The sequence below is a fragment of the Burkholderia sp. MSMB617WGS genome (genome assembly GCF_001532025.2).
In the GTDB taxonomy this organism is placed as follows: domain Bacteria; phylum Pseudomonadota; class Gammaproteobacteria; order Burkholderiales; family Burkholderiaceae; genus Burkholderia; species Burkholderia savannae.
Genome location: NZ_CP013457.1, coordinates 3,173,673 through 3,199,363, shown reverse-complemented (window position 1 = coordinate 3,199,363; position 25,691 = coordinate 3,173,673). Strand labels below are relative to the sequence as shown.

20 protein-coding genes and 1 pseudogene are annotated in these 25,691 nt (G+C 67.6%); 10 read left to right on the top strand and 11 right to left on the bottom strand.

The genetic code is table 11. The features are described 5' to 3' along the window. Positions 1-438 precede the first annotated feature (438 nt). The gene (gene mdtD, locus WT60_RS15775; protein WP_038752059.1) at positions 439-1,878 is read right to left on the bottom strand and encodes a multidrug transporter subunit MdtD; all 1,440 of its coding nucleotides are present in this window, start codon (positions 1,876-1,878) and stop codon (positions 439-441) included. A gap of 127 nt (positions 1,879-2,005) precedes the next feature. After that, positions 2,006-2,481, bottom strand: a pseudogene (locus WT60_RS15770) (MerR family DNA-binding transcriptional regulator); the annotation flags it as partial. 161 nt (positions 2,482-2,642) lie between these two features. Between WT60_RS15770 and WT60_RS15765 the strand changes: the two are divergent. Next, positions 2,643-4,040, top strand: a complete 1,398-nt coding sequence (locus tag WT60_RS15765; protein WP_059669690.1) for a CoA transferase — start codon at positions 2,643-2,645, stop codon at positions 4,038-4,040. A gap of 21 nt (positions 4,041-4,061) precedes the next feature. Here WT60_RS15765 and WT60_RS15760 read toward each other — a convergent pair whose 3' ends face one another. Beyond that, positions 4,062-4,808: a GntR family transcriptional regulator gene (locus WT60_RS15760; RefSeq protein WP_038752055.1), complete on the bottom strand. Its 747-nt coding sequence runs from the start codon at positions 4,806-4,808 to the stop codon at positions 4,062-4,064. Between the two features lie 167 nt (positions 4,809-4,975). On the opposite strand from WT60_RS15760, the gene WT60_RS15755 reads away from it, so the two are divergent. Continuing rightward, complete coding sequence (locus WT60_RS15755; protein ID WP_060356348.1) at positions 4,976-5,821, top strand: aldo/keto reductase; 846 nt, start codon at positions 4,976-4,978, stop codon at positions 5,819-5,821. 605 nt (positions 5,822-6,426) lie between these two features. Here the strand turns inward: WT60_RS15755 and WT60_RS15750 are convergent. Beyond that, the gene (locus WT60_RS15750) at positions 6,427-8,406 is read right to left on the bottom strand and encodes a hypothetical protein (RefSeq protein ID WP_100185347.1); all 1,980 of its coding nucleotides are present in this window, start codon (positions 8,404-8,406) and stop codon (positions 6,427-6,429) included. A 294-nt stretch (positions 8,407-8,700) separates the two neighbouring features. Here WT60_RS15750 and WT60_RS35200 point away from each other — a divergent pair, with 294 nt between their 5' ends. After that, the gene (locus WT60_RS35200; protein WP_236860828.1) at positions 8,701-9,168 is read left to right on the top strand and encodes a hypothetical protein; all 468 of its coding nucleotides are present in this window, start codon (positions 8,701-8,703) and stop codon (positions 9,166-9,168) included. Positions 9,169-9,621: 453 nt separating this feature from the next. On the opposite strand, the gene fusA is transcribed toward WT60_RS35200, so the two are convergent. The 4 genes from fusA to WT60_RS15720 form a co-directional block, all read right to left on the bottom strand. Further along, on the bottom strand, positions 9,622-11,736 hold the full coding sequence (gene fusA, locus WT60_RS15735) for an elongation factor G (protein WP_059581496.1): 2,115 nt from the start codon (positions 11,734-11,736) through the stop codon (positions 9,622-9,624). A 261-nt stretch (positions 11,737-11,997) separates the two neighbouring features. After that, positions 11,998-12,507, bottom strand: coding sequence for a DUF192 domain-containing protein (locus WT60_RS15730; protein WP_038745294.1), 510 nt, complete (start codon positions 12,505-12,507; stop codon positions 11,998-12,000). A 194-nt stretch (positions 12,508-12,701) separates the two neighbouring features. Continuing rightward, positions 12,702-12,917, bottom strand: coding sequence for a hypothetical protein (locus WT60_RS15725; RefSeq protein WP_081463944.1), 216 nt, complete (start codon positions 12,915-12,917; stop codon positions 12,702-12,704). A gap of 261 nt (positions 12,918-13,178) precedes the next feature. Next, on the bottom strand, positions 13,179-13,757 hold the full coding sequence (locus WT60_RS15720; RefSeq protein WP_059643570.1) for a pseudouridine synthase: 579 nt from the start codon (positions 13,755-13,757) through the stop codon (positions 13,179-13,181). 264 nt (positions 13,758-14,021) lie between these two features. Here WT60_RS15720 and icd point away from each other — a divergent pair, with 264 nt between their 5' ends. Together icd and WT60_RS15705 are read left to right on the top strand one after the other, a co-directional pair. Further along, positions 14,022-15,281 (top strand): NADP-dependent isocitrate dehydrogenase, encoded by a 1,260-nt coding sequence (gene icd / locus WT60_RS15715; protein ID WP_038745290.1) that lies wholly within the window; start codon positions 14,022-14,024, stop codon positions 15,279-15,281. A gap of 167 nt (positions 15,282-15,448) precedes the next feature. Further along, positions 15,449-17,044 (top strand): multicopper oxidase family protein, encoded by a 1,596-nt coding sequence (locus WT60_RS15705; RefSeq protein WP_060356718.1) that lies wholly within the window; start codon positions 15,449-15,451, stop codon positions 17,042-17,044. A gap of 126 nt (positions 17,045-17,170) precedes the next feature. Here the strand turns inward: WT60_RS15705 and WT60_RS15700 are convergent, their stop codons facing one another. Beyond that, positions 17,171-17,374 carry a cold-shock protein gene (locus tag WT60_RS15700; RefSeq protein WP_004196460.1) on the bottom strand — a complete coding sequence of 68 codons (204 nt, stop codon included), beginning with the start codon at positions 17,372-17,374 and terminating at the stop codon, positions 17,171-17,173. Between the two features lie 531 nt (positions 17,375-17,905). Between WT60_RS15700 and clpS the strand changes: the two genes are divergently transcribed. The 5 genes from clpS (at position 17,906) to WT60_RS15675 (ending at position 23,825) form a co-directional block, all read left to right on the top strand. Beyond that, positions 17,906-18,220 (top strand): ATP-dependent Clp protease adapter ClpS, encoded by a 315-nt coding sequence (gene clpS, locus WT60_RS15695; RefSeq protein WP_009892611.1) that lies wholly within the window; start codon positions 17,906-17,908, stop codon positions 18,218-18,220. After that, positions 18,217-20,517 (top strand): ATP-dependent Clp protease ATP-binding subunit ClpA, encoded by a 2,301-nt coding sequence (gene clpA, locus WT60_RS15690; RefSeq protein WP_038745286.1) that lies wholly within the window; start codon positions 18,217-18,219, stop codon positions 20,515-20,517. The genes clpS and clpA overlap by 4 nt, the downstream gene beginning before the upstream one ends. Positions 20,518-20,615: 98 nt before the next feature. Continuing rightward, complete coding sequence (locus tag WT60_RS15685; protein ID WP_038745284.1) at positions 20,616-21,995, top strand: amino acid permease; 1,380 nt, start codon at positions 20,616-20,618, stop codon at positions 21,993-21,995. A 143-nt stretch (positions 21,996-22,138) separates the two neighbouring features. Next, complete coding sequence (locus WT60_RS15680; protein ID WP_059669670.1) at positions 22,139-22,882, top strand: hypothetical protein; 744 nt, start codon at positions 22,139-22,141, stop codon at positions 22,880-22,882. A gap of 151 nt (positions 22,883-23,033) precedes the next feature. Beyond that, entirely contained in the window at positions 23,034-23,825 is a 792-nt protein-coding gene (locus WT60_RS15675; RefSeq protein ID WP_059581507.1) for a hypothetical protein, read from the top strand. Between the two features lie 89 nt (positions 23,826-23,914). On the opposite strand, the gene dut is transcribed toward WT60_RS15675, so the two are convergent. After that, the gene (gene dut / locus WT60_RS15670) at positions 23,915-24,361 is read right to left on the bottom strand and encodes a dUTP diphosphatase (RefSeq protein ID WP_038745278.1); all 447 of its coding nucleotides are present in this window, start codon (positions 24,359-24,361) and stop codon (positions 23,915-23,917) included. Positions 24,362-24,424: 63 nt separating this feature from the next. Continuing rightward, complete coding sequence (gene coaBC, locus WT60_RS15665; RefSeq protein WP_059574831.1) at positions 24,425-25,636, bottom strand: bifunctional phosphopantothenoylcysteine decarboxylase/phosphopantothenate--cysteine ligase CoaBC; 1,212 nt, start codon at positions 25,634-25,636, stop codon at positions 24,425-24,427. Between the last annotated feature and the right edge of the window lie 55 nt (positions 25,637-25,691).

Here is a 25,691-nt window from a genome sequence, read left to right as displayed (position 1 = left end):
ACCGTCAGTTTACCTACAGAATAGGCGAGCAAGAACTGTGCGCAAAAAGGCGCTCCGGCGTGCCGCAGCATCGCGCGCCGAGCGGGGGGCGTGCACCCGTGTGGTGCGCGGCGCTTCGCGATGGCGCGAAAGCCGGGCGCGCGGCCCCTGGGGCGATTCGCGGCGGCGTCGCGATGGGTCGGTGGACGGGCGGCGACGCGCGTCGCGGCGGGTTGCGCTGCGACAATCGGACGCTCGGATGCGTAACGGCTTGTTCGCTCAGAGGTTCGGACGCTCGGACGCGAACGCGTTCGCGGCGCGCCGAAGCGGCCGCGTACCTTTCGCGGCCGTCGCGCGCGCAAACGCCCGCGCGCCGCGCTCCCCGCCGCTCGTGCGCCGTGCGCCGCCTCCGCCATGCCGGTTGCACGTTCGTCGGTCGCGGCGGCGGCCGCGTTCGCGTCACGCGCGCTCGGACGGGTCGGTCTTGCGCCGAGCGGCGCCGCGCACGTCGGGGGACAGTTGCGCGAAGATCCACGCGGACGCGGCGGTGATGATGCCGACGCAGATGAACGTTGCGTGAAACGCGGGCAGCGAGTGCGTCGGCGTGACGCTTCGCATCATGCCGGTGAATGTCGCGAGGAGCGCGCCCGCGACCGTCACGCCGAGACTCATCGACAGCATCTGCACGAGCGAGAACAGGCTGTTGCCGCTGCTCGCGCCGCCCGTGCCGAGATCCTTCAGCGTGAGCGTGTTCATCGCGGTGAACTGCATCGAGTTGAAGCCGCCGAACAGGGCGAGCTGCGCGATCTTGAGCCAGGCCGGCATCGCGTCGCTCATCAGCGCGAAGCTCGCCATCATCAGCCCGACCATGATCGTGTTCGCGAGCAGCACTTTGCGATAGCCGTGCCGCGTGATGAGCACCGTGATGATCCGCTTCGAGAACATCCCCGCGGCCGCGACGGGCAGCATCATCAGGCCCGCTTCGAACGCGCCGTAGCCGAGGCTCACCTGCAGCAGCAGCGGAATCAGATACGGCATCGCGCCGCTGCCGATGCGCGCGAACAGGTTGCCGAGCAGGCCGACGCTGAACGTGTGGATCTTGAAGAGCTCGAGCGAGAAGATCGGCTGCGGCGCGCGCACCGCGTAGAGGCCATACGCGACGAAGCACGCGAGGCTCAGGATCAGCAGCACGAGCACCATCGCGTGCTGCATGCCGAGGTCGGCGAGGCCGTCGAGCGACATCGAGATCGCGATCATCCCGATCGTCAGCAGCAGATAGCCTTTCAGGTCGAAGCGGCCCGCGGCCGGATTGCGCGCGTCGGGCATCGAGTAGAACGTCGCGATGCAGCCCGCGATGCCGACCGGCACGTTGATGAGGAAGATCCAGTGCCACGATGCGATCTTCACGAGCCAGCCGCCGAGCGTCGGCCCGATCAGCGGGCCGATCAGGCCCGGAATCGCGACGAACGACAGTGCGGGCAAATAGCGCTCGGCGGGAAACGTGCGCAGCACGGCGAGCCGTCCGACGGGCAGCAGCATCGCGCCGCCGATGCCCTGGATCACGCGGAACGCGACGAGGAGCGGCAGCGTGCGCGCGTTCGCGCACAGGAGCGAGCCGAGCGTGAAGATCAGGATCGCGCTGAAGAACACGCGGCGCGTGCCGAGCGTATCGGCAAGCCAGCCGGATACCGGGATCATCACGGCCATCGTCAGCGAGTACGCGATCACGACCGACTGCATCCGCAGCGGCGATTCGCCGAGGCTCGCCGCCATCGACGGCAGCGCGGTGTTGACGATCGTCGCGTCGAGGGTCTGCATGAAGAAGCCGGTGGCGACGAGCCACAGCATCACGGTCAGCGATTTTTCGCTCGGGGAGACGGCGGGCGGGGCTTGGAACATGAAAGCGAGGCGCGGCGGGCGCGTTCGGGGCGGGCAGCCGACATTGTAGGGAAAGCCGGCGATGCGTGCAGTAACGGGGGCGGTGCGCGAGATCGCCGCGCCCGTGGCCTTGCACGAAGACGGCCGCGGGCGCGGCGAAGGGCAGCAGCGCGAGCGCGCGCGCGAGCGGCGGGCGATCGCGCCATGGATCGATCGCGCCGTGCCAGCGCGCCGCGTCGAACGACGGCGCGGCGAAGGGCGCCGCCTGCACGCGCGCGAGCGGGCAGTCCCACAGCAGCGCGGCGGCCTCCTCGAGCGTCGCCGTCGTCGCGAGCGCGATCGCATCGCGGCCGCGATAGTTGAGCGCGCCGTCCGCGATCTGCGTGATCCGCGATTCGAGAACGGGCACGCCCCAGTCGAGCGTGCGCTCGGCGACGCTGCCCGCGCGCTTAGCGTCCGCGCGGCGGCGCGCGAGCAGGCGAACCTCGTTCGCGCCGTAATAGCGGCGCTTGCTCGCGCCGTCGGCGCGCGAGCGCAGCAGGCCGCGGCTCACATATATGCGTAGAGGGTCGTCACGCTGACGCCGAGCAGTCGCGCGGCTTCGATCGCGCTCAAGCGGGGCATGCCGGCAGTTCTTCGTGTCGAAGAGCGCACGTTCGGGCGCGGCGCGCGCCGGCGCTCGCGTGGCGGCCGCGCGCCGCGCATGGATGCGCGCATTCGGGATTGAATGCGCGTGCACGCAATTCTAGACTCGTTTGCATGCACACCACGACGAGGCCGCTGCGATGAATCCCCGGCGCGCATTGACGCATCTGTGGCATCTCGCGGACGGCGATCCGGCCGCGCTCGAACGCGTGGATCTCGACGGCGACGATCCGTGCCTGCCGTCGGCGCATCGAATCGGCGCGCTCGCGGCGGCGTCGATCGCGGCGGCGGGGCTTGCCGCCGCCGAATGCGATCGCTTGCGAACGGGGCGCGCACAGCGGGTTCGCGTGTCGGTGCGGCATGCGCTCGCGGCGTTTCGCAGCGAACGGTATCTGCGCGTCGACGGCCGCGCGCCGCCCGAGCCGAGGCATCCCGTCACCGGTTTCTACGAGACGCGCGACGCGCGCTGGATTCAACTGCACGCGAATTTCCCGCATCACCTGCAAGGCGTGCTCGACGTGCTCGGCTGCGGCGGCGAACGCGCGCAGGTCGCGGCCGCGATTCGCGGTTGGGACGGCGACGCGCTCGATGCCGCGCTCGCCGACGCAGGGTGGTGCGCGGCGCTGATACGGTCTCCCGAAGAATGGCGCGCGCACGAGCAGGCGCGGGCGCTCGCGTGTGAGCCGCTCTTCGAGATCGAACGCACGGGCGACGCGCCGCCGCGGCCGATCGGCGCGGGCGCGGCCGGGCAGCCGCTTTCCGGCGTGCGCGCGCTCGATCTGACGCGAATCATCGCGGGGCCGGTCGCGGGGCGCACGCTCGCCGCGCACGGCGCGCAGACGCTCGTTGTCACCGGCCCGCATCTGCCGAACATTCCCGCGTTCGCGATCGACAACGGTCGCGGCAAGCGCGCGGCGTTCGTGGATCTGCGCGACGCGGCGGGCTGCGCGACGCTCGATGCGCTCGCGTCGCAAGCGGACGTGTTCGTGCAGTCGTACCGGCCCGGCGCGCTCGATGCGCGCGGCTTCGGCGCGCGCGATCTCGCGAGGCGGCATCCGGGCATCGTCTGCGTATCGGTGTGCGCATACGGCTACGGCGGCCCGTGGGCGTCGCGTCGCGGCTTCGACAGTCTCGTGCAGTCGGCGAGCGGCATCGCGTGGGTCGAGCGGCAAGCGGCGGGCGGGCGCGTGCCGAGGCCGTTGCCGTGTCAGGCGCTCGATCACGCGACCGGCTATCTCGCCGCGTTCGGCGCGATGACGGCGCTCGCGCGTCGCGCGCGCGAGGGCGGCAGCTGGCACGTGCGCGTGTCGCTCGCGCAGACGGGGCGATGGCTGCAATCGTTCGGCATCGTCGAGGGCGGCGAGCGCATGCGCGACACGACGCTCGACGACGTTCAGGACTGCCTCGACGACGCGCTCGCGTCGCCGTTCGGCGCGGTGTGCGGGGTGCGGCACGCGGAGACGCTGTCGGCGACGCCGCCGCGCTTTTCGCGCGGGCCCGTGCCGCCCGGCAGCGACGCGCCGCGCTGGCTGCCGTGACGCGTGCTTGCGGCGCGCGGCCTACTTGCGCAGCTCGACGACGAAATCGTAATAATCGTTTCGACAGTAAGTGTCGGTGAGCTCGATTGCGCGCTGATCGTGCGTGAAGCCGATCCGCGTGATGAGAAGGAGCGCGTCGTGCGGCGCGATGCCCATCTGCCGCGCGATCTCGTCGGTCGCGTTGACCGCGCGAAAGTGCTGCAGCGCGCGCACGATCGGCGTGCCGCGCTGTTCGAGATAGCTGTACAGCGAATCGCCGATCGCCTGCGGGTCGGGGACGATCGTTGCGGGAAACGTCGAGTTCTCGACCGCCATCACGATGCCGTCCGCGAGCCGCAGGCGCTTCAGGCGCGTGACCGACGCGGCGGGCGACAGCCCGAGCTGGATCACCTCGTCGCGGTTCGCGGGCTGGATCTCGCGCGAAAGCCACGTCGAGCTCGGCGTGAAGCCGCGGCGCTTGAGCATCTCGCTGAAGCTCGACAGCCGCGACAGCGGATCTTCGTAGCGCGGCTGGATGAAGTTGCCCGCGCCTTGCGTGCGCCGGATCAGCCCTTGCTCGACGAGGAGCGCGATCGCCTTGCGCGCGGTGATCCGCGACACGCCGAGCGACTCCGCGAGCAATCGCTCCGACGGCAGCGCTTCGCCCGCGGCCCAGCGGTTGTCGTGAATCGCGTCGCCCAGCTTGCGGGCGAGTTGCAGGTAGAGCGGCGTGTCGTTGTCGGGGTCGGGGCGCAGGTCGGACCAGCGGTCTTCCGTCGATGGCTTCATGGAGTGGACGTAGAAAACAGTGCGGCCATTCTAAGACATCGCGTGCCGCGGTTATACCCGGTTTTTGCGCCGAACGCCGTCCGAGGCCGCGCGAGTCGCTACACTGACGAATCACTCGCGGGCCGCGCGCGACGCGCACCGCATCCGAACCTGTGACGAGGAACGATATGGCCAGCATGCTCGACACCGTCGCGTTGCCCGGAGGAGAACGCATACCGAAGCTCGGGCAGGGCACCTGGGAAATGGGCGAGCGGCCCGCGACGCGCGCGGCCGAAATCGCCGCGCTGCGCGAAGGCGTCGAGCTCGGGATGACGCTCATCGACACCGCGGAAATGTACGGCGACGGCGCGACCGAGACGCTCGTCGGCGAAGCACTCGCCGGCGCGCGCGATGCGCTGTTCATCGTGAGCAAGGTCCTGCCGCATCACGCGAGCCGCGCGGGCGTTGTCGCCGCGTGCGACGCGAGCCTGAAGCGCCTGCGCACGGATCGCGTCGATCTGTATCTGCTGCACTGGCGCGGCGCGATTCCGCTCGCCGAGACGATCGCGGGCTTCGAGGCGCTGCGCGACGCGGGCAAGATCCGCCACTGGGGCGTCAGCAATTTCGACGTCGACGACATGGAAGCGCTCGCCGCCGAGGCGGGCGGCGGCGTCTGCGCGACGAATCAGATCCTCTACAACCTCGCGCGCCGAGGCCCCGAGTTCGATCTGCTGCCGTGGCTCGCGCGCCGCGAGATGCCGGCGATGGCGTACAGCCCGATCGATCACATGCGCCTTCCGAAGCGCACCGCGCTCGACGACATCGCGCGCGGGCGTGGCGTATCGCCGATGCGCGTCGCGCTCGCGTGGGTGCTTAGGCAACCGAACGTTCTGGCGATTCCGAAGGCAGGCAGCGTCGAGCATGTGCGCGACAATCGCGCGGCGCTCGACCTCGCGCTCGACGAAGAGGAGCTCGAGCGGCTCGACGCGCACTTCAAGCCGCCGCGCGGCAAGCGGCCGCTCGAAATGCTGTAGCCGCGCAGCGCACGTCGCGCAGACGCGATCGATGCGGGCGGGCGGCGGCTCGCGCAGTGCGTGGGCCGCGCGGCGCGCCTGACCGATCGGATCGCCCGCCCGCGGGCGGGTAACGGAAAGCTCGTCCGTTGTTGGACGGGTTTTCGTCTCATGGGCCGCACAGCGCCATGTTCGCCGCCGGGGCATGAGCTGTTTCGACGCGGCAGACATCGAGAACTCGTCGACGACGCATGGGGTGCGGCAGGCGCGACCCAACAGATTCTCTACAACATTGCGCGCGCGGATCGGAAATCGACCTGTCGCCGCGGCTCGTGGTGCGTCGGATGTTATCGATGCCGTATCGTCCGATCGACCACGCGCGCCGCGCCTGCCGAAGCGTTCGTTGCTGGACGAGATTGCGTGGGTGCGCCGCGCGCTCATATGGTGCCCGTCCAGCCTGGCGCGTTCGCGGCCACGACGGCGGCAGTGATCGAGCGCGCGCGCGCGAACCGCGCCGTGCTCGATACCGTATCGGGCGATGACGAATGGCGCGCGGCTCGGCGCGCACCTTCGCCCACTGCGCGGCACGTGCGCTCGCGGCGCTTTGACCTGAGCGCCGCCGCAGGTCAGTGGCCGTTCCCGTGGCCGCCGTTGCCGCCGCCGCCATTGCCATGGCCGCCGCTGCTGCCGCCGTTGCCGTTGCCGCCGGCACTGCTGCCACCGTTGCCATGGCCGCCGTTGCTGCTGCCATTGCCGTTGCCAACGCCGTTGGCACCACCATTGCCGGCGCCACCACTGCCGTTGCCATTGCCGTTGCTGCCGCCGTTGCCATGACCGCCACCGTTGCCGGTGCCGCCGTTGCCGTTGCTGCCGCCGTTGCCGTTACCACCGGCACTGCTGCCACCGTTGCCGTGGCCGCCGTTGCTGCCGCCATTGCCGCCACCGTTACCGGTGCCGCCATTGCCGTTGCTGCCGCCGTTGCCGTTACCACCGGCACTGCTGCCACCGTTGCCATGGCCGCCGTTGCTGCCGCCATTGCCGCCACCGTTACCGGTGCCGCCGTTGCCGTTGCTGCCGCCGTTGCCGTTACCACCGGCATTGCTGCCACCGTTGCCGTGACCGCCGTTGCTGCCGCCATTGCCGCCACCGTTACCGGTGCCGCCGTTGCCGTTGCTGCCGCCGTTGCCGTTACCACCGGCATTGCTGCCACCGTTGCCGTGACCGCCGTTGCTGCCGCCATTGCCGCCACCGTTACCGGTACCGCCATTGCCGTTGCTGCCGCCGTTGCCGTTACCACCGGCACTGCTGCCACCGTTGCCATGGCCGCCGTTGCTGCCGCCATTGCCGCCACCGTTACCGGTGCCGCCATTGCCACCATTGCCGGCACCACCACTGCCATTGCCGTTGCTTCCGCCGTTACCGTGACCACCACCGTTGCTAGCGCCGCCACTACCGTTGCCACCGCCATTGCCGCCGCTACCTTGACTGCCACCGCTATTTCCGCCGCCGTTGCCGTGACCCCCACCGCTGTCGCCGCCGCTACCGCCGCTGTGTCCACCATGGCCACTGCTCGACGTGCCGCCGCTCGAAGTGCCTCCACCCGAAGTACCGCCACTCGAAGTGCCGCCGCCCGAAGCACCGCCGTTCGAGGTGCCGCTGCCCGACGCGCCGCCGCTTGAAGTACCGCCACTCGAAGTACCGCCACCCGAAGTACCGCCACTCGAAGTGCCGCTACCCGAAGTGCCGCCGCCCGAAGCACCGCCGTTCGAGGTGCCGCTGCCCGACGTGCCGCCGCTTGAAGTGCCGCCACCCGAAGCGCCGCCACCCGAAGTGCCGCCGTTCGAGGTGCCGCTGCCCGACGTGCCTCCACCCGAAGTACCGCCACCCGAAGTGCCGCCACCCGAAGCACCGCTACCCGAAGCACCGCTACCCGAAGCACCGCTACCCGAAGCACCGCCGTTCGAGGTGCCGCTGCCCGAAGTGCCTCCACCCGAAGTGCCGCCGCCCGAAGCACCGCCGTTCGAGGTGCCGCCGCCCGCAGCACCACCACCCGACGTACCACCACCCGAATGTCCGCCGCCGGCGTTGCCGATGCCCGATGCGTTGCCCGCGGAGTTACCGCTGCCGCGGCCCGTGCCGGTCGTGCCGCCGGAGGTCGAACCTGTCGTCGCGCCGCCCCCGATGCCAGCCGGCCCGACGGCGCCATCCCCGTTGTTTCCATTGCCGCCGCTTCCACGGCCATTGCCCGGGCTGCCGCCGGTTCCGATTCCGTGCTCGCCGTTGCCCCCCGCGCCGTTGGCGAGATGAAGCACGGATTCGCACGCTGCCGGATCGGCGGAGCAGGGCGACGCCAGTTCCGCCGGCGGCATCGCGACGTCCGCATTGGCGGACACATCCGGCGCGCCGGCCTGCGTCGCGTTTTGCGCAACTGGCAACGGCGCGGAAAGCGGCGCGTCGTCGCGTGACTGCGCGGCGCTCGGCCCCGCGGGCATGATTTCTTGCGCGAGCGCATACGAGCCGCAGCAGTACGCGAATGCGGCCGCCGCCAGCAAGGTCGCGCGATAGCATCGGCCCGCCGCGCGGTACGGCTGTTTCGGCTTGTGCATCATGGGTCTCCCGAAGCGCGCGGTCCGTGTTGCCGCGCGGTTTTATGCGTGTGTTGCCCGGGGGCCGGAAGATGCGTTGTCGTTTCAGTGGCCGATCTCGTCCGGACTGGTGCGAGACCAGCCGGCCGCGTCGATCGGCACGCGGGCCCGCCGTGCGCGCCCCTCACTGCGATAACCGTGCCATCGGCCGCTCACGCCCATCGAGCAAGGCGTGGGCGCTTCGCGAACGCGGCGCTGAAACATCGGAGAAGTTGTTTTGTTTCTGAAATGAAACGTCGGGAGGAAGGTCCGCGCGTGGACGCGTCGGCCGCGCGCCGCGAGCGGCGGCGCAGGATCGATGCGATCCGGCAGGCCAGGAACAGCGCGGCGATCCCCCATCCGATCGCGCCGACCCTCTCGCCGATCGCGTCGAGCGGGTGGCGCTCCGCGCCCGGCGGCGAGAGCGTGTGGGCGAGCAGGGAGGCCGCCTGGATGCCGCCGATCGCGCGTGCGCGCGCCGGGGGGCACGACCGTTGTGCTCGCGTCGTGAAGATGCTCGCGCTGCGGATCGCCCGTCTCCCGGCCGCGCGCGCGGCTCATCGGCACGTCGTCCGTCGAGCCGATCGGCGTCATTGCGGCCATGATCCGCGCGGGAAACGGCGGAATCCGGAAGCGCGGCAGGTCCTGGCTCGCCGGTGTGGCGTCGATCGCAAGGAGGCGGGTTTGGTTACAGAATTGAAACCGAGCCGGCCGGCACGGCGGCCGGATACCTGTTCCGGCTAGTCGAAACGAACCGGAGCCGCGGGCGCGCCAAGCGCGCGAAGAAGCGGGCGAAGAAGCCCGCGGATGCGCATGCGTGCCGGCCGAGTCCGCAGCGTCCGGCGCGCGGCGGGGTTATGCCGCCGCGCGATTCTGCGGGATCGCGCGGTTCAGGCCTGCCAGCCCGAGCGGGAACGTTACGGATATCGTGCGCGGTGCGCTTGCGCCGCCTATATCGCAAAACGTGTTGAAAGGTGTCGAAGCGGTCACGCAGCGCGACCGCGGTCAGCGCCGCGCCGAGCGTGGCGGGGAGACGACGCCTCGTCGCGAGGCGGGCGGCGTGAACGCTCCGCCGTGGCCTCGTCGATGCCCGGGCGGCGCGTGCCGAAAAAAAAGCCCGTCCGTTTCCGGACGGGCTTTCGTTTCATGGGCCGCGCGGCGCGATGCCGCCGCCGCACGGCCTCGCAAGCCGGCCGCTCAGCCGCGGCGGACCTGCTTCGCGTTGATGACCGCTTCCGACACGTTCGCCGGCGTCTCCGCGTAGTGCTTGAACTCCATCGTGTAGGTTGCGCGGCCCTGCGTGGCGGAGCGCAGCGACGTCGAATAGCCGAACATCTCGGCGAGCGGCACCTCGGCGCGCACGAGCTTGCCGCCGCCGCCCGCGATGTCCTCCATGCCCTGCACGATGCCGCGCCGGCTCGACAGGTCGCCCATCACGTTACCCATGAAGTCCTCGGGCGTCTCCACCTCGACGGCCATCATCGGCTCGAGCAGCACCGGCTTCGCGCGGCGCATCGCTTCCTTGAACGCCATCGAGCCGGCCATGCGGAACGCGTTCTCGTTCGAGTCGACGTCGTGGTACGAGCCGAACGTCAGGTGCACCTTCACGTCGACGACCGGATAGCCCGCGAGCACGCCGCTCTTCAGCGTCTCCTCGATGCCCTTGTTGACCGCCGGAATGAACTCGCGCGGAATCACGCCGCCCTTGATCTCGTCGAGGAATTCATAGCCCTTGCCGGGGTTCGGCTCGAGCTTGATCACCGCGTGACCGTACTGGCCGCGGCCGCCCGACTGCTTGACGAACTTGCCCTCGACATCCTCGGCGACGGTGCGCACCGTCTCGCGATACGCGACCTGCGGCTTGCCGACCGTGGCTTCCACGCCGAACTCGCGCTTCATCCGGTCGACGATGATTTCGAGATGCAGCTCGCCCATCCCGGAGATGATCGTCTGGCCGGATTCCTCGTCGGTCTGCACGCGGAACGACGGGTCTTCCTGCGCGAGGCGATTGAGCGCGAGGCCCATCTTTTCCTGGTCGGCCTTGGTCTTCGGCTCGACCGCCTGCGAGATCACCGGCTCGGGGAACTCCATCTTCTCGAGGATGATCGGCTTGCCCGGATCGCACAGCGTGTCGCCGGTCGTCGCTTCCTTCAGGCCGACCGCCGCCGCGATGTCGCCCGCGCGCACTTCCTTGATTTCCTTGCGCTCGTTCGCGTGCATCTGCAGGATTCGGCCGAGCCGTTCCTTCTTGTCCTTCGTCGGGTTCAGCACCGTGTCGCCCGATTCGACGACGCCCGAGTACACGCGAAAGAAGATCAACTGGCCGACGAACGGATCAGTCATGATCTTGAACGCGAGCGCGGAGAACGGCTCGTCGTCGCTCGGATGACGCTCCGCTTCGTGGTCGTCGAGATCGTGGCCGAGGATCGCGGGCACGTCGGCGGGCGACGGCAGATAGTCGATCACCGCGTCGAGCATCGCCTGCACGCCCTTGTTCTTGAACGCGCTGCCGCAGAGCATCGGCACGATCTCGTTGGCGATCGTGCGCTGGCGCAGCGCGGCCTTGATTTCTTCCTCGGTCAGCGAATTGTGGTCGGTCAGGTATTTCTCGAGCAGTTCCTCGCTGGCCTCGGCCGCGGCCTCGACCATCTTCTCGCGCCATTCGTGCGCGAGCTCGACGAGGTTCGCCGGGATGTCCTCGTACGTGAACTTGACGCCCTGGCTTTCGTCGTCCCAGACGATCGCCTTCATCTTCACGAGATCGACGACGCCCTGGAAATGCTCTTCCGCGCCGATCGGAATCTGGATCGGCACGGCGACGCCTTTCAGGCGCTCGCCGATCTGCCGCTGCACGCGGAAGAAGTCCGCGCCGACGCGGTCCATCTTGTTGACGAACGCGATGCGCGGCACCTTGTACTTGTTCGCCTGGCGCCAGACGGTTTCGGACTGCGGCTGCACGCCGCCCACCGAGTCGTAGACCATGCACGCGCCGTCGAGCACGCGCATCGAGCGCTCGACTTCGATCGTGAAGTCGACGTGGCCCGGCGTGTCGATGATGTTGATCCGATGCTCGGGATAATTGCCGGCCATGCCTTTCCAGAACGCCGTCGTCGCCGCGGACGTGATCGTGATGCCGCGCTCCTGCTCCTGCTCCATCCAGTCCATCGTGGCCGCCCCGTCGTGAACCTCGCCGATCTTGTGGCTCACGCCGGTATAGAAGAGGATGCGCTCGGTCGTCGTGGTTTTGCCGGCGTCGATGTGAGCGCTGATACCGATGTTGCGATAGCGCTCGATGGGGGTTTTGCGGGGCACGTGAACCTCCTGATGGTTCTGGACGGAAACGGCCCGGCCGGTGCGGCCGGCGCCGTCGCTCTTGCGAGACTTAAAGCATAGCGCTTGCTCGGGGCTTTTGCAGATGCGGGCGATGCATCGGCAATCAAGTCCCGCGCGTCGGCGAACGCTTGAGCGCCTCGTCCGTGCACGAAAACGGCGCGCGCGAAAAAGCCGGCGCGCGGCCGGCTTTCTGTCGTGGCACGGGCGGAGGCGGGCGGCGCGCGTCGCCCGCGTCGGGCGTCACTGCGGCTGCGGCAGCCCGTCGATTTTCATCCCCTGCTTGATGCCCTTCGCGGCGAACCAGCCGCGGCTCATCTCCAGCGCGTAGACGCCGTTGTTGCGCGGGCAATGGTTGTCGGTCGTCTCGGCCTTCATCTCGTCGATGTCGGTGATCGTGCCGTCCGCGCGGATGAACGCGATCGACAGCGGGATCAGCGTGTTCTTCATCCAGAAGCAATGCACGGCGTTCTCGTTGAACACGAACAGCATCCCTTCGTTCGGCGCGAGCTGCGAGCGGTACATGAGGCCCTGCTCGCGATCGGCGTCGTTCGCCGCCACGGCCGCGTCGATCACGTACATGCCGGCGCGCAGCTTCACGCGCGGGAATTCGCTCGGCTGCTTCGCGCCGGGCGGCAACTGCGCGGTCTGCGCGGCCGCGGCGTGCATGCCGCCCGCGGCGAGCGCGAGCGCGATCGGGAAGGCGGCGGCTCGCACGAATCGGGCGAGCGAAGAGCGCGGGGAAAATCGCACGGCTTGGGCTCCTATCGGGAATTCGAGACCCGCATGGTACGCGAAGCGCGGCGTCGCGCGCAGATCACGTGCACGGTGCGAGGCGGGGGAACGGAGACAAAAAGAAAAAGGCAGATCGCCTCGCGGGGATCTGCCTTGCAACGCCGTAAGAACGGCAACGACTTGTTCTTGACTGCGTCTTACAACTTGCTTACTTAGTTCGAAGCAGCAGCCGGGGCTTCAGCAGCGCTGGCTTCCTTCGCCTTCTTCGCGTGCTTCTTGTGTGCGTGCTTCTTGTGGGCCTTCTTAGCCGGAGCCGAAGCAGCTTCAGCCTTCTCAGCCGGAGCCGAAGCAGCGGCCGGAGCCGAAGCTTGCGCGAAAGCAGCCGTTGCGAAGAGACCAGCGACCAGAGCGGCGATCAGTTTGTTCATGTTGTGTTCCTCAGCTTTAGTTAATTAACCAAATGACCCGGCATAGGAGTCATGTCGTCTAACGTGCCATCCACCTTTCGGTTGACAGACGCATCGAGAAAAATCTCTTCGCGCTGCAGGCGGCCGGTTCGCGCAGGTGTCGCTCGAGCGACGGGACCGCGGTTCGGTCGCCAATGCCGGATAGCTGGGAGTGGCATCTGCGTCGTTTAACGCGTCGGGTTCGAAGTCGGTTGACGCGCGGCGAAACGTGTCACCGCATTGTCATCCAGGCCGCTTTGCGCGCTCCCAGGGCGCGCGGGGCGGCAACTCGCGGGTTTCGCCGGGCGCGAGGCCGAGCGCGAACACGTCGAGCGCGCCGATGCCGACTCGGATGAGGCGCAGCGTCGGAAAGCCGATCGCCGCGGTCATTCGCCGCACCTGGCGGTTCTTGCCCTCGGCGATCTCGAGCTCGATCCAGGTCGTCGGGATCGCGGCGCGAAAGCGGATCGGCGGGGTGCGCGGCCAGAGCGCGTCGGGCGGCGCGACGAAACGCGCGCGGCACGGGCGGGTCACGTAGTCGCCGAGATCGACGCCGCGCTCCAGCGCCGCGATCGCGGCCGCGTCCGGCGCGCCCTCGACCTGCGCCCAGTAGCGTTTGACGAGCTTGTGGCGCGGCTCGGCGATCTTCGCCTGCAGCGCGCCGTCGTCGGTGAGCAGAAGGAGCCCTTCGCTGTCGGCGTCGAGGCGGCCCGCCGGGTAGACGCCGGGCGTCTTCACCCAGTCGCCGAGCGACGCGCGGGTTTCGTGCGGAGAGAACTGGCAGATCGTGCCGAACGGTTTGTTGAGGGCGATGAGGCGCATGGGGCAAGGCTCGCGAGGGGACGGGCGGCGCGACGCGGGCCGCGTTCTATGGCAAATGGCGGAATCTTAATGCATAATACGGAACGGCAAGTCTTTTGTCTTATATAAGACTTGCGCGGGTCCCGCGTACCAGTTTCGCGCCGCCTTCCGCCGCGAGAGCGCTAGAATAGCGGCTCGCCTTTGCGGACGCAGGGCCGGCGCCGCGCACGCCCGACCGCGCACAACCAGATACCCACCAGCCCAGCCATATCACTGGAGTCGATCATGCCGTATCAGCACATCAAGGTTCCGGAAGGCGGTGACAAGATCACCGTCAACAAGGATTTCTCGCTCAACGTTTCCGATCAGCCGATCATCCCTTACATCGAGGGCGACGGCACGGGCTTCGACATCACGCCGGTGATGATCAAGGTCGTCGACGCGGCGGTCGAGAAGGCGTACGGCGGCAAGAAGAAGATCCACTGGATGGAGATCTACGCCGGCGAGAAGGCGACGAAGGTCTACGGTCCGGACGTGTGGCTGCCGGAAGAGACGTTGCAGGTGCTCAAGGAGTACGTCGTGTCGATCAAGGGCCCGCTCACGACTCCGGTCGGCGGCGGCATCCGCTCGCTGAACGTCGCGCTGCGCCAGGAGCTCGACCTGTACGTCTGCCTGCGCCCGATCCAGTACTTCAAGGGCGTGCCTTCGCCGGTGCGCGAGCCGGAGAAGACCAACATGGTCATCTTCCGCGAGAACTCGGAAGACATCTACGCCGGCATCGAGTGGGCGGCGGAATCCGAGCAGGCGAAGAAGGTCATCAAGTTCCTGCAGGAAGAGATGGGCGTGAAGAAGATCCGCTTCCCGGAAACGTCGGGCATCGGCATCAAGCCCGTGTCGAAGGAAGGCACCGAGCGTCTCGTGCGCAAGGCGATCCAGTACGCGATCGACAACGATCGCAAGTCGGTCACGCTCGTCCACAAGGGCAACATCATGAAGTTCACGGAAGGCGCGTTCCGTGACTACGGCTACGCGCTCGCGCAGAAGGAATTCGGCGCCGAGCTGATCGACGGCGGCCCGTGGATGAAGTTCAAGAACCCGAAGACGGGCAACGAGATCGTGATCAAGGATTCGATCGCCGACGCGTTCCTGCAGCAGATCCTGCTGCGTCCGGCCGAGTACGACGTGATCGCCACGCTGAACCTGAACGGCGACTACGTCTCCGACGCGCTTGCCGCGCAAGTCGGCGGCATCGGCATCGCGCCGGGCGCGAACCTGTCGGATTCGGTGGCGATGTTCGAAGCGACGCACGGCACGGCGCCGAAGTACGCGGGCAAGGACTACGTGAACCCGGGTTCGGAAATCCTGTCGGCCGAAATGATGCTGCGCCACCTCGGCTGGACCGAGGCGGCCGACGTCATCATCGCCGCGATGGAGAAGTCGATCCATCAAAAGCGCGTCACGTACGACTTCGCACGCCTGATGGAAGGCGCGACGCAAGTGTCGTGCTCGGGCTTCGGTCAGGTGCTGATCGAAAACATGCAGTAAGCGCGTCGGCTTGGCCGATGTCGAACGACACCCCGGCGGGCCGTGTGCCCGCCGGGGTGTTTCGTTTTGGCGCGGCGCTCGCGCGCAACGCACGTAAGCGCCGCACCATGCGCGCGCCGACTGGTGTATCGTCGGAATTTCCGTTTCGGCGACACAGGAGTCGATCGATGTTGCGCAGACATTTTCTTTCCAGCGCGCTGGCCGCGGCCGTCGCGTCGCTCTTCGCGCGCGGCGCACTTGCGGCCGGCGGCGAGATGCACGACATGGGCGGCATGGAAGGCATGGACGACATGCCGGGCATGTCGCCCGCGCCCGCCCGCGCACCGGGCGCGAAGCCGGCGGCGCAGGCGCTCGCGGCCGCCGACGCGCTGCCTGCCGGCGCGCCGCTTGCCGCGTTGCGCGTGCTCGCGAACGAGAGCCGCGAGCCCGGCGTGTTCCGCGCGACGCTCGTCGCGCAGCCCGTCGCGCGCACGCTGTTGCCGGGCGCCGCGCCGACGACGTTCTGGCAATTCGGCGCGGGCGTGCAGGGGCCGGTGGTCGGCCCGCTCATCGACGTGCGCGAAGGCGACGCGGTCGAGCTTCGCTTCGTCAACCGGCTGCCGCAGCCGTCGACGATTCACTGGCACGGGCTGCCCGTGCCGCCCGACCAGGACGGCAATCCGTCCGATCTCGTCGCGCCGGGCGCGACGCGCGTCTATCGCTTCACGCTGCCGACGGGGAGCGCGGGCACGTACTGGTACCACCCGCATCCGCACATGGCGACGGCCGAGCAGGTGTTTCGCGGGCTCGCGGGGCCGTTCGTCGTGCGCGCGGCCGACGATCCGCTCGCCGGCTGGCCCGAGCGGCATCTGTTCATCTCCGATCTGAAGCTTGCACACGACGGAACGATTGCGCCGAACGACATGATGGACTGGATGAACGGCCGCCAAGGCCAGTTCGTGCTCGTCAACGGTGCGCGACGGCCGCGCATTTCGCTCGCCGGCGACGAGCGCTGGCGCGTATGGAACGCGTGCAGCGCGCGCTATCTGCGCATCGGGTTCGACGACGGCCGATCGTTCGCGCACGTCGGCACCGACGGCGGCCTCTTCGACGCGCCGCGCGACGTGACGTCGCTGCTGCTCGCGCCCGGCGAGCGCGTCGAGCTCGTCGTGCGCGCGGGCGATCGCGCGTCGCGCGCAGTGCTGACGGCGCTCGAGTACGACCGCGGCAAGATGTCGATGTCGGATGCCGCGCACGGCAGCCTGCCGCCCGATCCCGCGCTGCCGCTCGCCGACGTCGCGTTCGAGCCCGGCGCGCCGCGTGCGCTGCCCGCGCATTTGCGCGCGGTGCCCTCGCTCGGCGAGCCGGTCGCGCGCAAGGACGTGTCGTTCGGCGAGCAGATGGACATGAACGCGATGATGCGCTCGCCCGCGCACGGCCGACCGGCCGGCATGCGCTTCATGATCAACGGCGCGACGTTCGAGCCGCACCGCGCGACATTGACGAGCCGGCGCGGCGACGTCGAATTGTGGACGATTCGTAACGAAACCGACATGGATCATCCGTTTCATCTGCACGGCACGCAGTTCCAGGTCGTCGAGCGCGAGATCGACGGAAACAAGACGCCGGAGCCCTATCGCGCGTGGCGCGACACGGTGAACGTTCGGCAGGGCGAGCGCGTGCGGATTCTCACGGCGCAGTTCGAGCGCGGCGAGCGGATGTTCCACTGCCATATTCTCGAGCACGAGGATCTCGGGATGATGGGCGTGCTGAAAGTCGTTTGAAATGCGCGGCGACCGAGTTCGGTCATCGAGCGCACATTCTGTTCGTCGTGGCGCTCGAGCGCGCCGCGGGCGGACGAAAAAAAACCCGGCTGGAAGCCGGGTTTTCTATTTTGATCCAGACGGCCCTCAAGCTGCTTGGATGTTCGACGCTTGCTTGCCCTTCGGGCCTTGCACTACCTCGAAGCTGACCTTTTGGCCTTCCTTCAGGGTCTTGAAGCCCTGCATGTTGATCGCCGAGAAATGTGCAAACAGATCTTCGCCGCCTTCGTCGGGCGTGATGAAGCCGAAGCCCTTCGCGTCATTGAACCATTTGACAATACCAGTTGCCATACCTACTTCCCCTGTCACACAGTCGCTACTTACAACGAGCACGCTCGAAAAGCTAAACGACCGGCAAACGCAGCCGTTCCCCCCTCACAAGCTCACCTCGGCCTCTTCCAATAGTCGTAAAGACAAATTGAAAAAAGTGCCAGCTTGATTGTTGGCGCTCTTTATTAGAGTGTCAAGAGAATTTTTAGACGTATACGGGGACGTTGTAAAGAACCCATTTTCAGGGTTTATCCGGCTTTGCTTTGCAGCATCGGAGCGAGCGAGGCGGCTTGAAAAGTCGCATAATCGTCGCATATACCAGGCTCGAGTGACGCGCGGTCGAGGTCGTCCGCGTTGTGGGATACTCGATCCATGCATGGTGCGCGGGCGGCATGCCGCATGCTTGCATATCGAACGGGAGCCGGCACCGCAGCCGGCTCCCGTTCGATATGAGAGGGACGCTGCCGCACGCGGGGAGCCGGGGAGGGCGCCGGCTGGTCAGTCGGTTAATGACAGGATTGCGGGCCTGTCCGAGTTGTTTAGAATGGGTGTATGGCGATTATCCCGGACAAGCAGGACAGCACCGTCCTGGAACGCAAGGAACAGAAGCTCAAGCCACCTTCGATGTACAAGGTGGTGCTCCTGAACGACGACTTCACGCCAATGGAATTCGTCGTGATGATCGTGCAGGAGTATTTCAAGAAAGATCGCGAAACGGCCACACAGATTATGCTGAAGGTGCATCGCGAAGGGCGGGGGGTTTGTGGGGTCTATACGCGAGACATCGCGTCGACCAAAGTCGAGCAAGTCGTTACTCATGCGCGGCAGGCCGGGCATCCGCTGCAGTGCGTGATGGAGGAAGCATGATTGCCCAGGAATTGGAAGTCAGCCTGCACATGGCGTTCATGGAAGCGCGCCAGGCGCGGCATGAGTTCATTACGGTCGAGCATCTGTTGTTGGCCCTGCTGGATAATCCGACGGCAGCCGAGGTGTTGCGCGCGTGTGCGGCGAACATCGAGGATCTGCGTCAGAACCTGCGCAATTTCATCCACGACAACACGCCGACCGTTCCCGGCACCGACGACGTCGACACGCAGCCGACGCTCGGCTTTCAGCGCGTGATCCAGCGCGCGATCATGCACGTGCAGTCGACGTCGAACGGCAAGAAGGAAGTCACGGGCGCGAACGTGCTGGTCGCGATCTTCGGCGAGAAGGATTCTCACGCGGTCTACTATCTGCAGCAGCAGGGCGTGACGCGCCTCGACGTCGTGAACTTCATTTCGCACGGCATCGCGAAGACGAGCAGCAGCGAATCCGCGAAGCCCGCCGACGCGAACGCGGAGGGCGAGGACGCGAGCACGCAGAAGGAAACGCCGCTTGCGCAGTTCACGCAGAACCTGAACCAGATGGCGAAGGACGGCCGCATCGATCCGCTCATCGGGCGCGAATCCGAAGTCGAGCGCGTCGTGCAGGTGCTCTGCCGCCGCCGCAAGAACAATCCGCTCCTCGTCGGCGAGGCGGGCGTCGGCAAGACGGCGATCGCCGAAGGCCTCGCATATCGGATCACGCGCGGCGAGGTGCCGGACATCCTCGCGAACGCGCAGGTGTATTCGCTCGACATGGGCGCGCTCCTCGCGGGCACGAAGTACCGCGGTGATTTCGAGCAGCGTCTGAAGACGGTGCTGAAGGAGCTCAAGGAGCGTCCGCACGCGATCCTCTTCATCGACGAGATCCATACGCTGATCGGCGCGGGCGCCGCGTCGGGCGGCACGCTCGACGCGTCGAACCTGCTGAAGCCGGCGCTGTCGTCGGGCACGCTCAAGTGCATTGGAGCGACGACGTTCACCGAATATCGCGGCATCTTCGAAAAGGATGCGGCGCTGTCGCGGCGCTTCCAGAAGGTCGACGTGACCGAGCCGACCGTCGAGCAGACGGTCGCGATCCTGCGCGGCCTGAAGTCGCGCTTCGAGGAGCATCACGGCGTCAAGTATTCGTCGGGCGCGCTGTCGGCCGCGGCCGAACTGTCGGCGCGCTTCATCACCGACCGTCATCTGCCCGACAAGGCGATCGACGTGATCGACGAAGCGGGCGCCGCGCAGCGCGTGCTGCCGAAGTCGAAGCAGAAGAAGACGATCGGCAAGAGCGAGATCGAGGAAATCATCTCGAAGATCGCGCGCGTCCCGCCGCAGAGCGTGTCGCAGGACGACCGCAGCAAGCTGCAGACGCTCGATCGCGATCTGAAGAGCGTCGTGTTCGGCCAGGACCCGGCGATCGACGCGCTCGCGGCCGCGATCAAGATGGCGCGCGCGGGCCTCGGCAAGCTCGACAAGCCGATCGGCGCGTTCCTGTTCTCCGGCCCGACGGGCGTCGGCAAGACCGAGGTGGCGCGGCAGCTCGCGTTCACGCTCGGCATCGAGCTGATCCGCTTCGACATGTCGGAATACATGGAGCGCCACGCGGTGAGCCGCTTGATCGGCGCGCCGCCGGGCTACGTCGGGTTCGACCAAGGCGGGCTGCTCACCGAGGCCGTCACGAAGAAGCCGCACTGCGTGCTGCTGCTCGACGAGATCGAGAAGGCGCATCCGGACATCTTCAACGTGCTGCTGCAGGTGATGGATCACGGTACGCTGACCGACAACAACGGCCGCAAGGCGGATTTCCGCAACGTCATCATCATCATGACGACGAACGCGGGCGCGGAGTCGATGCAGAAGGCGACGATCGGCTTCACGACGCGTCGCGAAGTCGGCGACGAGATGGCGGACATCAAGCGCCTGTTCACGCCCGAGTTCCGCAACCGGCTCGACGCGACGATCAGCTTCCGTTCGCTCGATGAGGAAATCATCATGCGCGTGGTCGACAAGTTCCTGATCCAGCTCGAGGAGCAGTTGCACGAGAAGAAGGTCGACGCGCTCTTCACCGACTTGCTGCGCAAGCATCTCGCGAAGCACGGCTTCGATCCGCTGATGGGCGCGCGGCCGATGCAGCGGCTGATCCAGGACACGATCCGGCGCGCGCTCGCCGACGAGCTGCTGTTCGGCAAGCTCGTCAACGGCGGCCACGTGACGGTGGACGTCGACGAGAACGACAAGGTGCAGTTGTCGTTCGACAAGACGGCGACGCCGCCCAGCAAGCCGAACGAAGAGGCGATCGAAGTCGAATAACCGCTCGTCCGAACGCTTCGAACAAACGGCGCGGGATGTTTCCCGCGCCGTTTCGTTTTATTTGCGGCAGGAAAAAAGCACGAAAGCAGGAGTTTGGTTTGACACAACAACAACGAACGTTCGACTCGATCGTCGAGCGCGAAAAGGGCCTGCGGCGCGGGCTTTCGTCGGGGCAGATGGCGATGATCGCAATCGGGGGCGCGATCGGGACAGGGCTCTTTCTGGGCAGCGGCTTCGCAATCGGGCTCGCGGGGCCGGGCGTGCTGGTGTCGTATGCGATCGGCGCGCTGATCGCGCTGCTGCTGATGGGCGCGCTCGCGGAAATGACGGTCGCGCACCCGACGTCAGGTTCGTTCGGCGCATATGCGGAGCATTACGTCGGCCCGCTCGCGGGGTTTCTCGTCCGCTACGCGTACTGGTCGGCCGTCGTGTTCGCGGTCGGCACCGAGGTGAGCGCGATCGCCGTCTTCATGAAGTATTGGTATCCCGGCGTGCCCGGCTGGTATTGGGTCATCGGGTTTTCCGCCGCGCTGGTCGCGGTGAACATGACGAGCGTCACGCTCTACGGCGTCGTCGAATACGTGTTCTCGCTGCTGAAGATCGCTGCGATCGTCGCGTTCATCGCGCTCGGCGCGTACTACGTCGCGACCGCGCCCGCTTCGTCCGGCATCGGCTTCGCAAATTACTCGGCGCACGGCGGCTTCTTCCCGAAAGGCTTCTCGGGCGCGTGGGTCGCGGTGATCGTCGCGATCTTCAGCTATATGAGCATCGAAACCGTCGCGATCGCGGCGGGCGAAGCGCGCGATCCGCAGCGCGCGGTGTCGCAGGCGTTCCGTTCGACGGTGTTCCGCCTCGTGCTGTTCTATCTGCTCACGCTCGCGCTGATGCTCGCGATCGTGCCGTGGACGCAGGCGGGCACCGACGAGAGCCCGTTCGTCAAGGTGATGGCCGCGACGAACGTGCCGTATGCGGCGGGCGTCATCAACTTCGTCGTGCTCGTCGCCGCGCTCTCCGCGATGAACAGCCAGCTCTACGTGACGACGCGGATGATGTTCAGCCTGTCGCGCGCGCGGCTTGCGCCGGCGATGTTCGGGCGCGTCGGCGCGAACGGCGTGCCGCTCGCGGCGCTCGTGGTGTCGTCGAGCGGCGTCGCGGTCGCGGCCGTGCTGGTCGCGCTGTATCCGGACACCGCGTTCACGCTGCTGATGGCGATCGCGATGTTCGGCGCGTTGTTCACGTGGCTGATGATCTTCGTTACGCACCTGTACTTTCGCGCGCGTTATCGGGGCCCGGCGCCCGCGTTTCGGATGCGGCTGCATCCGGTGGGCAGCCTGCTCGGCGCGGCGCTCGTCGGCGCGGTGCTCGTGACGACGGCATTTACGCGGGAGTTCAGAATGACGATGATGATCGGCATTGCGTTCGTCGCGCTGCTGACGCTCGCGTATCGGCTGCATTACCGTGCGCGGCACGCTCGCTGACGCGACGCGAAGCGCACGGACGGCGCAATAGCGCGACGCCGGGACCGGGATACGGCGGCGCGGCGTCATGGTGGCGTGGCGGCGTGGCGGCGTGGTGGCGTGGCGGCGGCGCTTGCCGCGTTGCACTTCTGGCGAGAGACGACATGCCGACGAAAGGGAAGACGGGCGAAGCAAGCGATGCCGGTCGCGCGGCGGCCGCCGCGTTCGCGCGTGCGGCAAAGCGCGTCGCGCTGGGGGCGCTCGTGAGTGCCTCGCTCGTCCAGCCGCTGGGCGTCGCGTTTGCATCGGCGTTGCGCGCGTCGTCGAGCAACGCGGCGGTGCCGCTCCTCGACACGACGCCGTGGCTGGCGAGCGTGCAGGCGCCGAAGGCCCCGTTCTTCACGCGCGAGTCGGACGCTGAGGGCGTGTCGTTTCACTTCAGGAACAGCGGCCGCTCCGTGCCGAAAGGCGGTGAGGTGATCGTCAGCGAATCGCCGAACGGTGACATGTGGCTCGGCGCAATGGTGCACGCGACGTACATCGACGACTCGGGCGTCGCGACGTCCGGCTGGCTCGTGCGCTCGCATTTGCGGCAGGTGAGGACGCCGGTGCGCCAGTCCGCGTGGGACGGCCACTGGCGCAGCAGCGCGGGCGCGCGCCGGCTGATCGCGCACGGCGATCGCGTCAGCTATTCGTTCGCGGGCGCGGGCGGCGCGCAGCCGCGCGTCGAGATGCTGATGCGGATGCGGCGCGTGTCGGACGCCGAAGCGACGCTGTCGCGGATGCAGGCGTCGGACGGCATGTGCGATCTCGATGTACGGCGCCTCGGCGATTACCTCGTCGTGACCGCGCGAGATTGTTTCATCCCAGGCGTGAATCCCGAAGGAATCCTGCGCAGACGGCAGTGACGAGCGCGTGCGGCGTACGCGCGCCCGTCAGACGGATGTTCGCGCACCGCGTATACGGGTTAACGCTCTCTTAAGCGAACGTTCCTTAGCATTCGAGTCTCGTGCCGCATCGCGGCGATTGATCTGTTTCGAATTCCTTCGAGAGGCTCGCATGAACAAACTCCCTGCGATCACGCTCGCGTTCTGGGTGATGAAGATCTGCGCGACGACGCTCGGCGAAACCGGCGGCGATTTGCTGTCGATGACGCTCAACGTCGGCTATGCGTATAGTTCGCTGATCCTGTTCTCGTTCTTCATCGTCACGCTCGCCGCGCAACTCGCGACGACGCGCTACCGCCCCGCGATCTACTGGGCGGTGATCGTCGCGACGAGCACGGCCGGCACGACGATGTCCGACTTCATGGACCGCACGCTCGGCCTCGGTTATGCGGCCGGCTCCGGCATTCTGATCGCGATCCTGCTGACGATCTTCGCGGTGTGGCGGCTGCAGGGCGAATCGCTCGCCGTCACCGAGATCCGCACGCGCAAGGTCGAGTTGCTCTACTGGATCGCGATCCTGTTCTCGAACACGCTCGGCACGGCGCTCGGCGATTTTCTCGCCGACAGCTCGGGCCTCGGTTTCGCGGGCGGCGCGTTCCTGATCGGCGGCCTGCTCGCGGTGATCGTGCTCGCCGCGTATTTCACGAACGTATCGAAGGTGTTCCTGTTCTGGGCGGCGTTCGTGCTGACGCGTCCGTTCGGCGCGACGGTCGGCGATCTGCTGACGAAGCCCGTCGCGAAGGGCGGCCTCGGGTTCGGCACTGTCGGCTCGTCGGCGATTCTCGCGGGCGTGCTGATCGCGCTGGTCGTCTATGCGGTGTTCGCCGAAGCGAAGCAGGCGAAGGAGGCGACAGGCGCGCGGCAGTCGCAGCTTGGCTGGAAAGCGCCGGCGCTCGAGGAGTGAGCGGCGCTCAAGCGGCAGTGGAGTAAATGGCGGGAAGCAAGCGCGTGCGGGGGCGGCAACGCCCCCGCACGCGTTTTGTCGTTGCGGCTTCAGCCGCGGCCGGTACTGCCGAAGCCGCCCGCGCCGCGCTCGCTTTGCGCGAAATCGTCGACGAGGTTGAACGTCGCCTGCACGACCGGCACGATCACGAGCTGCGCGAGGCGCTCGAACGGATTCAGCACGAACTCGGTTTGGCCGCGGTTCCACGTCGAGATCATCAGTTCGCCCTGATAGTCGGAATCGATGAGGCCGACGAGGTTGCCGAGCACGATCCCGTGCTTGTGGCCGAGGCCCGAGCGCGGCAGGATCAGCGCCGCATGGCCCGGATCGGCGAGGTGGATCGCGAGGCCCGTCGGCACGAGCGCCGTGTCGCCCGGTTTCAGCGTGACGGGCGCGTCGAGGCAGGCGCGCAGGTCGAGGCCCGCGCTGCCCGTCGTCGCGTATTTCGGCAGGTAATCGCGCATGCGCGCGTCGAGAATCTTCAGGTCGAGTTTCATGCGGCGAAAATCGGTGACGGAGGTAGAGAGAGCACGGCCGCGCGAGGCGGCCGCGGCGATGCGTCAGATGAGGCTTGTATCGGGCAGCCGCTTCGCGATCTCGGCGACGAGCGTATGCGCGAGCGTCATCTTGTCGGCGCGCGGCAGGCGCGTCGTGCCGCCGGCTTCGAACAGCACGACTTCGTTGTCGTCGAGGCCGAACGTGAGCGGCCCGAGATTGCCGATCAGGAGCGGCACGTTCTTGCGCACGCGCTTTTCTTCGCCGTGCACGTCGAGATCGCCGCTCTCCGCCGCGAAGCCGACGCAGTAGGGCGCATCGGGCAGCGCCGCGACGGTCGCGAGGATGTCCGGGTTCTCGACGAACGTGAGCGCCGGCATCTTGTGGTCGGCGGTCTTCTTGATCTTGTGCTCGGCCGGCTGCGCGGCGCGCCAGTCGGCGACCGCGGCGACCGCGACGAACACGTCGGCGTCCGGCACCGCGTTCATCACCGCGTCGTACATCTGCTGCGCGGTCTGCACGTCCTCGCGGTACACGCCCCACGGCGTGGGCAGATGGACGGGGCCCGCGACGAGATGCACGTCGGCGCCCGCTTGCTGCGCGGCGCGCGCGATCGCGAAGCCCATCTTGCCGCTCGAGCGGTTCGTGAGGCCCCGCACCGGATCGAGTGGCTCGAACGTCGGGCCGGCCGTGATCAGCACGCGGCGGTGCGCGAGCACCTTCGACTGGAAGTGCGACACGATCGCCTCGTAGATCGCCTCGGGCTCGAGCATCCGTCCGTCGCCGACTTCGCCGCACGCCTGCGCGCCCGAATCGGGGCCGAGCACCGCGACGCCGTCGTGGCGCAATTGCGCGACGTTGCGCTGCGTCGCCGGGTTCTGCCACATCTGGCGGTTCATCGCGGGCACGACGAGGAGCGGGCAGTCGCGCGCGATGCACAGCGTCGACAGCAGATCGTCGGCGAAGCCGTGCGCGAGCTTCGCGAGGAAATCGGTCGACGCGGGCGCGATCACGATCGCGTCGGCTTCGCGCGACAGATCGATGTGCGCCATGTTGTTCGGCATCCGCGCGTCCCACTGGCTCGAATAGACGGGGCGGCCGGACAGCGCCTGCATCGTGACGGGGGTGATGAACTGCGTCGCGGCGTCGGTCATCACGACCTGCACGGTCGCGCCCGCCTTCGTCAGAAGGCGCGTGAGCTCGGCGATCTTGTAGCAGGCGATGCCGCCCGTCAGGCCGAGGACGAGATGTTTTCCTGCGAGTTCTGCGTGTGCCAACTGAGGCCTCCGAAAGCACGTGGGGCCGGCGAGCGCCGGCCCCTGCGCGAAGTGT

What these genes read in the sequence shown, in the direction of transcription:
- WT60_RS15760 (WP_038752055.1), bottom strand. Translation starts at nt 4,808, where the DNA reads ATGAAGCCATCGACGGAAGACCGCTGGTCCGACCTGCGCCCCGACCCC.
- WT60_RS15725 (WP_081463944.1), bottom strand. Translation starts at nt 12,917, where the DNA reads ATGAACAAACTGATCGCCGCTCTGGTCGCTGGTCTCTTCGCAACGGCT.
- mdtD (WP_038752059.1), bottom strand. Translation starts at nt 1,878, where the DNA reads ATGTTCCAAGCCCCGCCCGCCGTCTCCCCGAGCGAAAAATCGCTGACC.
- dut (WP_038745278.1), bottom strand. Translation starts at nt 24,361, where the DNA reads ATGAAACTCGACCTGAAGATTCTCGACGCGCGCATGCGCGATTACCTG.
- WT60_RS15700 (WP_004196460.1), bottom strand. Translation starts at nt 17,374, where the DNA reads ATGGCAACTGGTATTGTCAAATGGTTCAATGACGCGAAGGGCTTCGGC.
- clpS (WP_009892611.1), top strand. Translation starts at nt 17,906, where the DNA reads ATGGCGATTATCCCGGACAAGCAGGACAGCACCGTCCTGGAACGCAAG.
- WT60_RS15755 (WP_060356348.1), top strand. Translation starts at nt 4,976, where the DNA reads ATGGCCAGCATGCTCGACACCGTCGCGTTGCCCGGAGGAGAACGCATA.
- clpA (WP_038745286.1), top strand. Translation starts at nt 18,217, where the DNA reads ATGATTGCCCAGGAATTGGAAGTCAGCCTGCACATGGCGTTCATGGAA.
- WT60_RS15765 (WP_059669690.1), top strand. Translation starts at nt 2,643, where the DNA reads ATGAATCCCCGGCGCGCATTGACGCATCTGTGGCATCTCGCGGACGGC.
- WT60_RS15680 (WP_059669670.1), top strand. Translation starts at nt 22,139, where the DNA reads ATGCCGACGAAAGGGAAGACGGGCGAAGCAAGCGATGCCGGTCGCGCG.
- WT60_RS15720 (WP_059643570.1), bottom strand. Translation starts at nt 13,757, where the DNA reads ATGCGCCTCATCGCCCTCAACAAACCGTTCGGCACGATCTGCCAGTTC.
- WT60_RS15675 (WP_059581507.1), top strand. Translation starts at nt 23,034, where the DNA reads ATGAACAAACTCCCTGCGATCACGCTCGCGTTCTGGGTGATGAAGATC.
- icd (WP_038745290.1), top strand. Translation starts at nt 14,022, where the DNA reads ATGCCGTATCAGCACATCAAGGTTCCGGAAGGCGGTGACAAGATCACC.
- WT60_RS15750 (WP_100185347.1), bottom strand. Translation starts at nt 8,406, where the DNA reads ATGCACAAGCCGAAACAGCCGTACCGCGCGGCGGGCCGATGCTATCGC.
- WT60_RS15705 (WP_060356718.1), top strand. Translation starts at nt 15,449, where the DNA reads ATGTTGCGCAGACATTTTCTTTCCAGCGCGCTGGCCGCGGCCGTCGCG.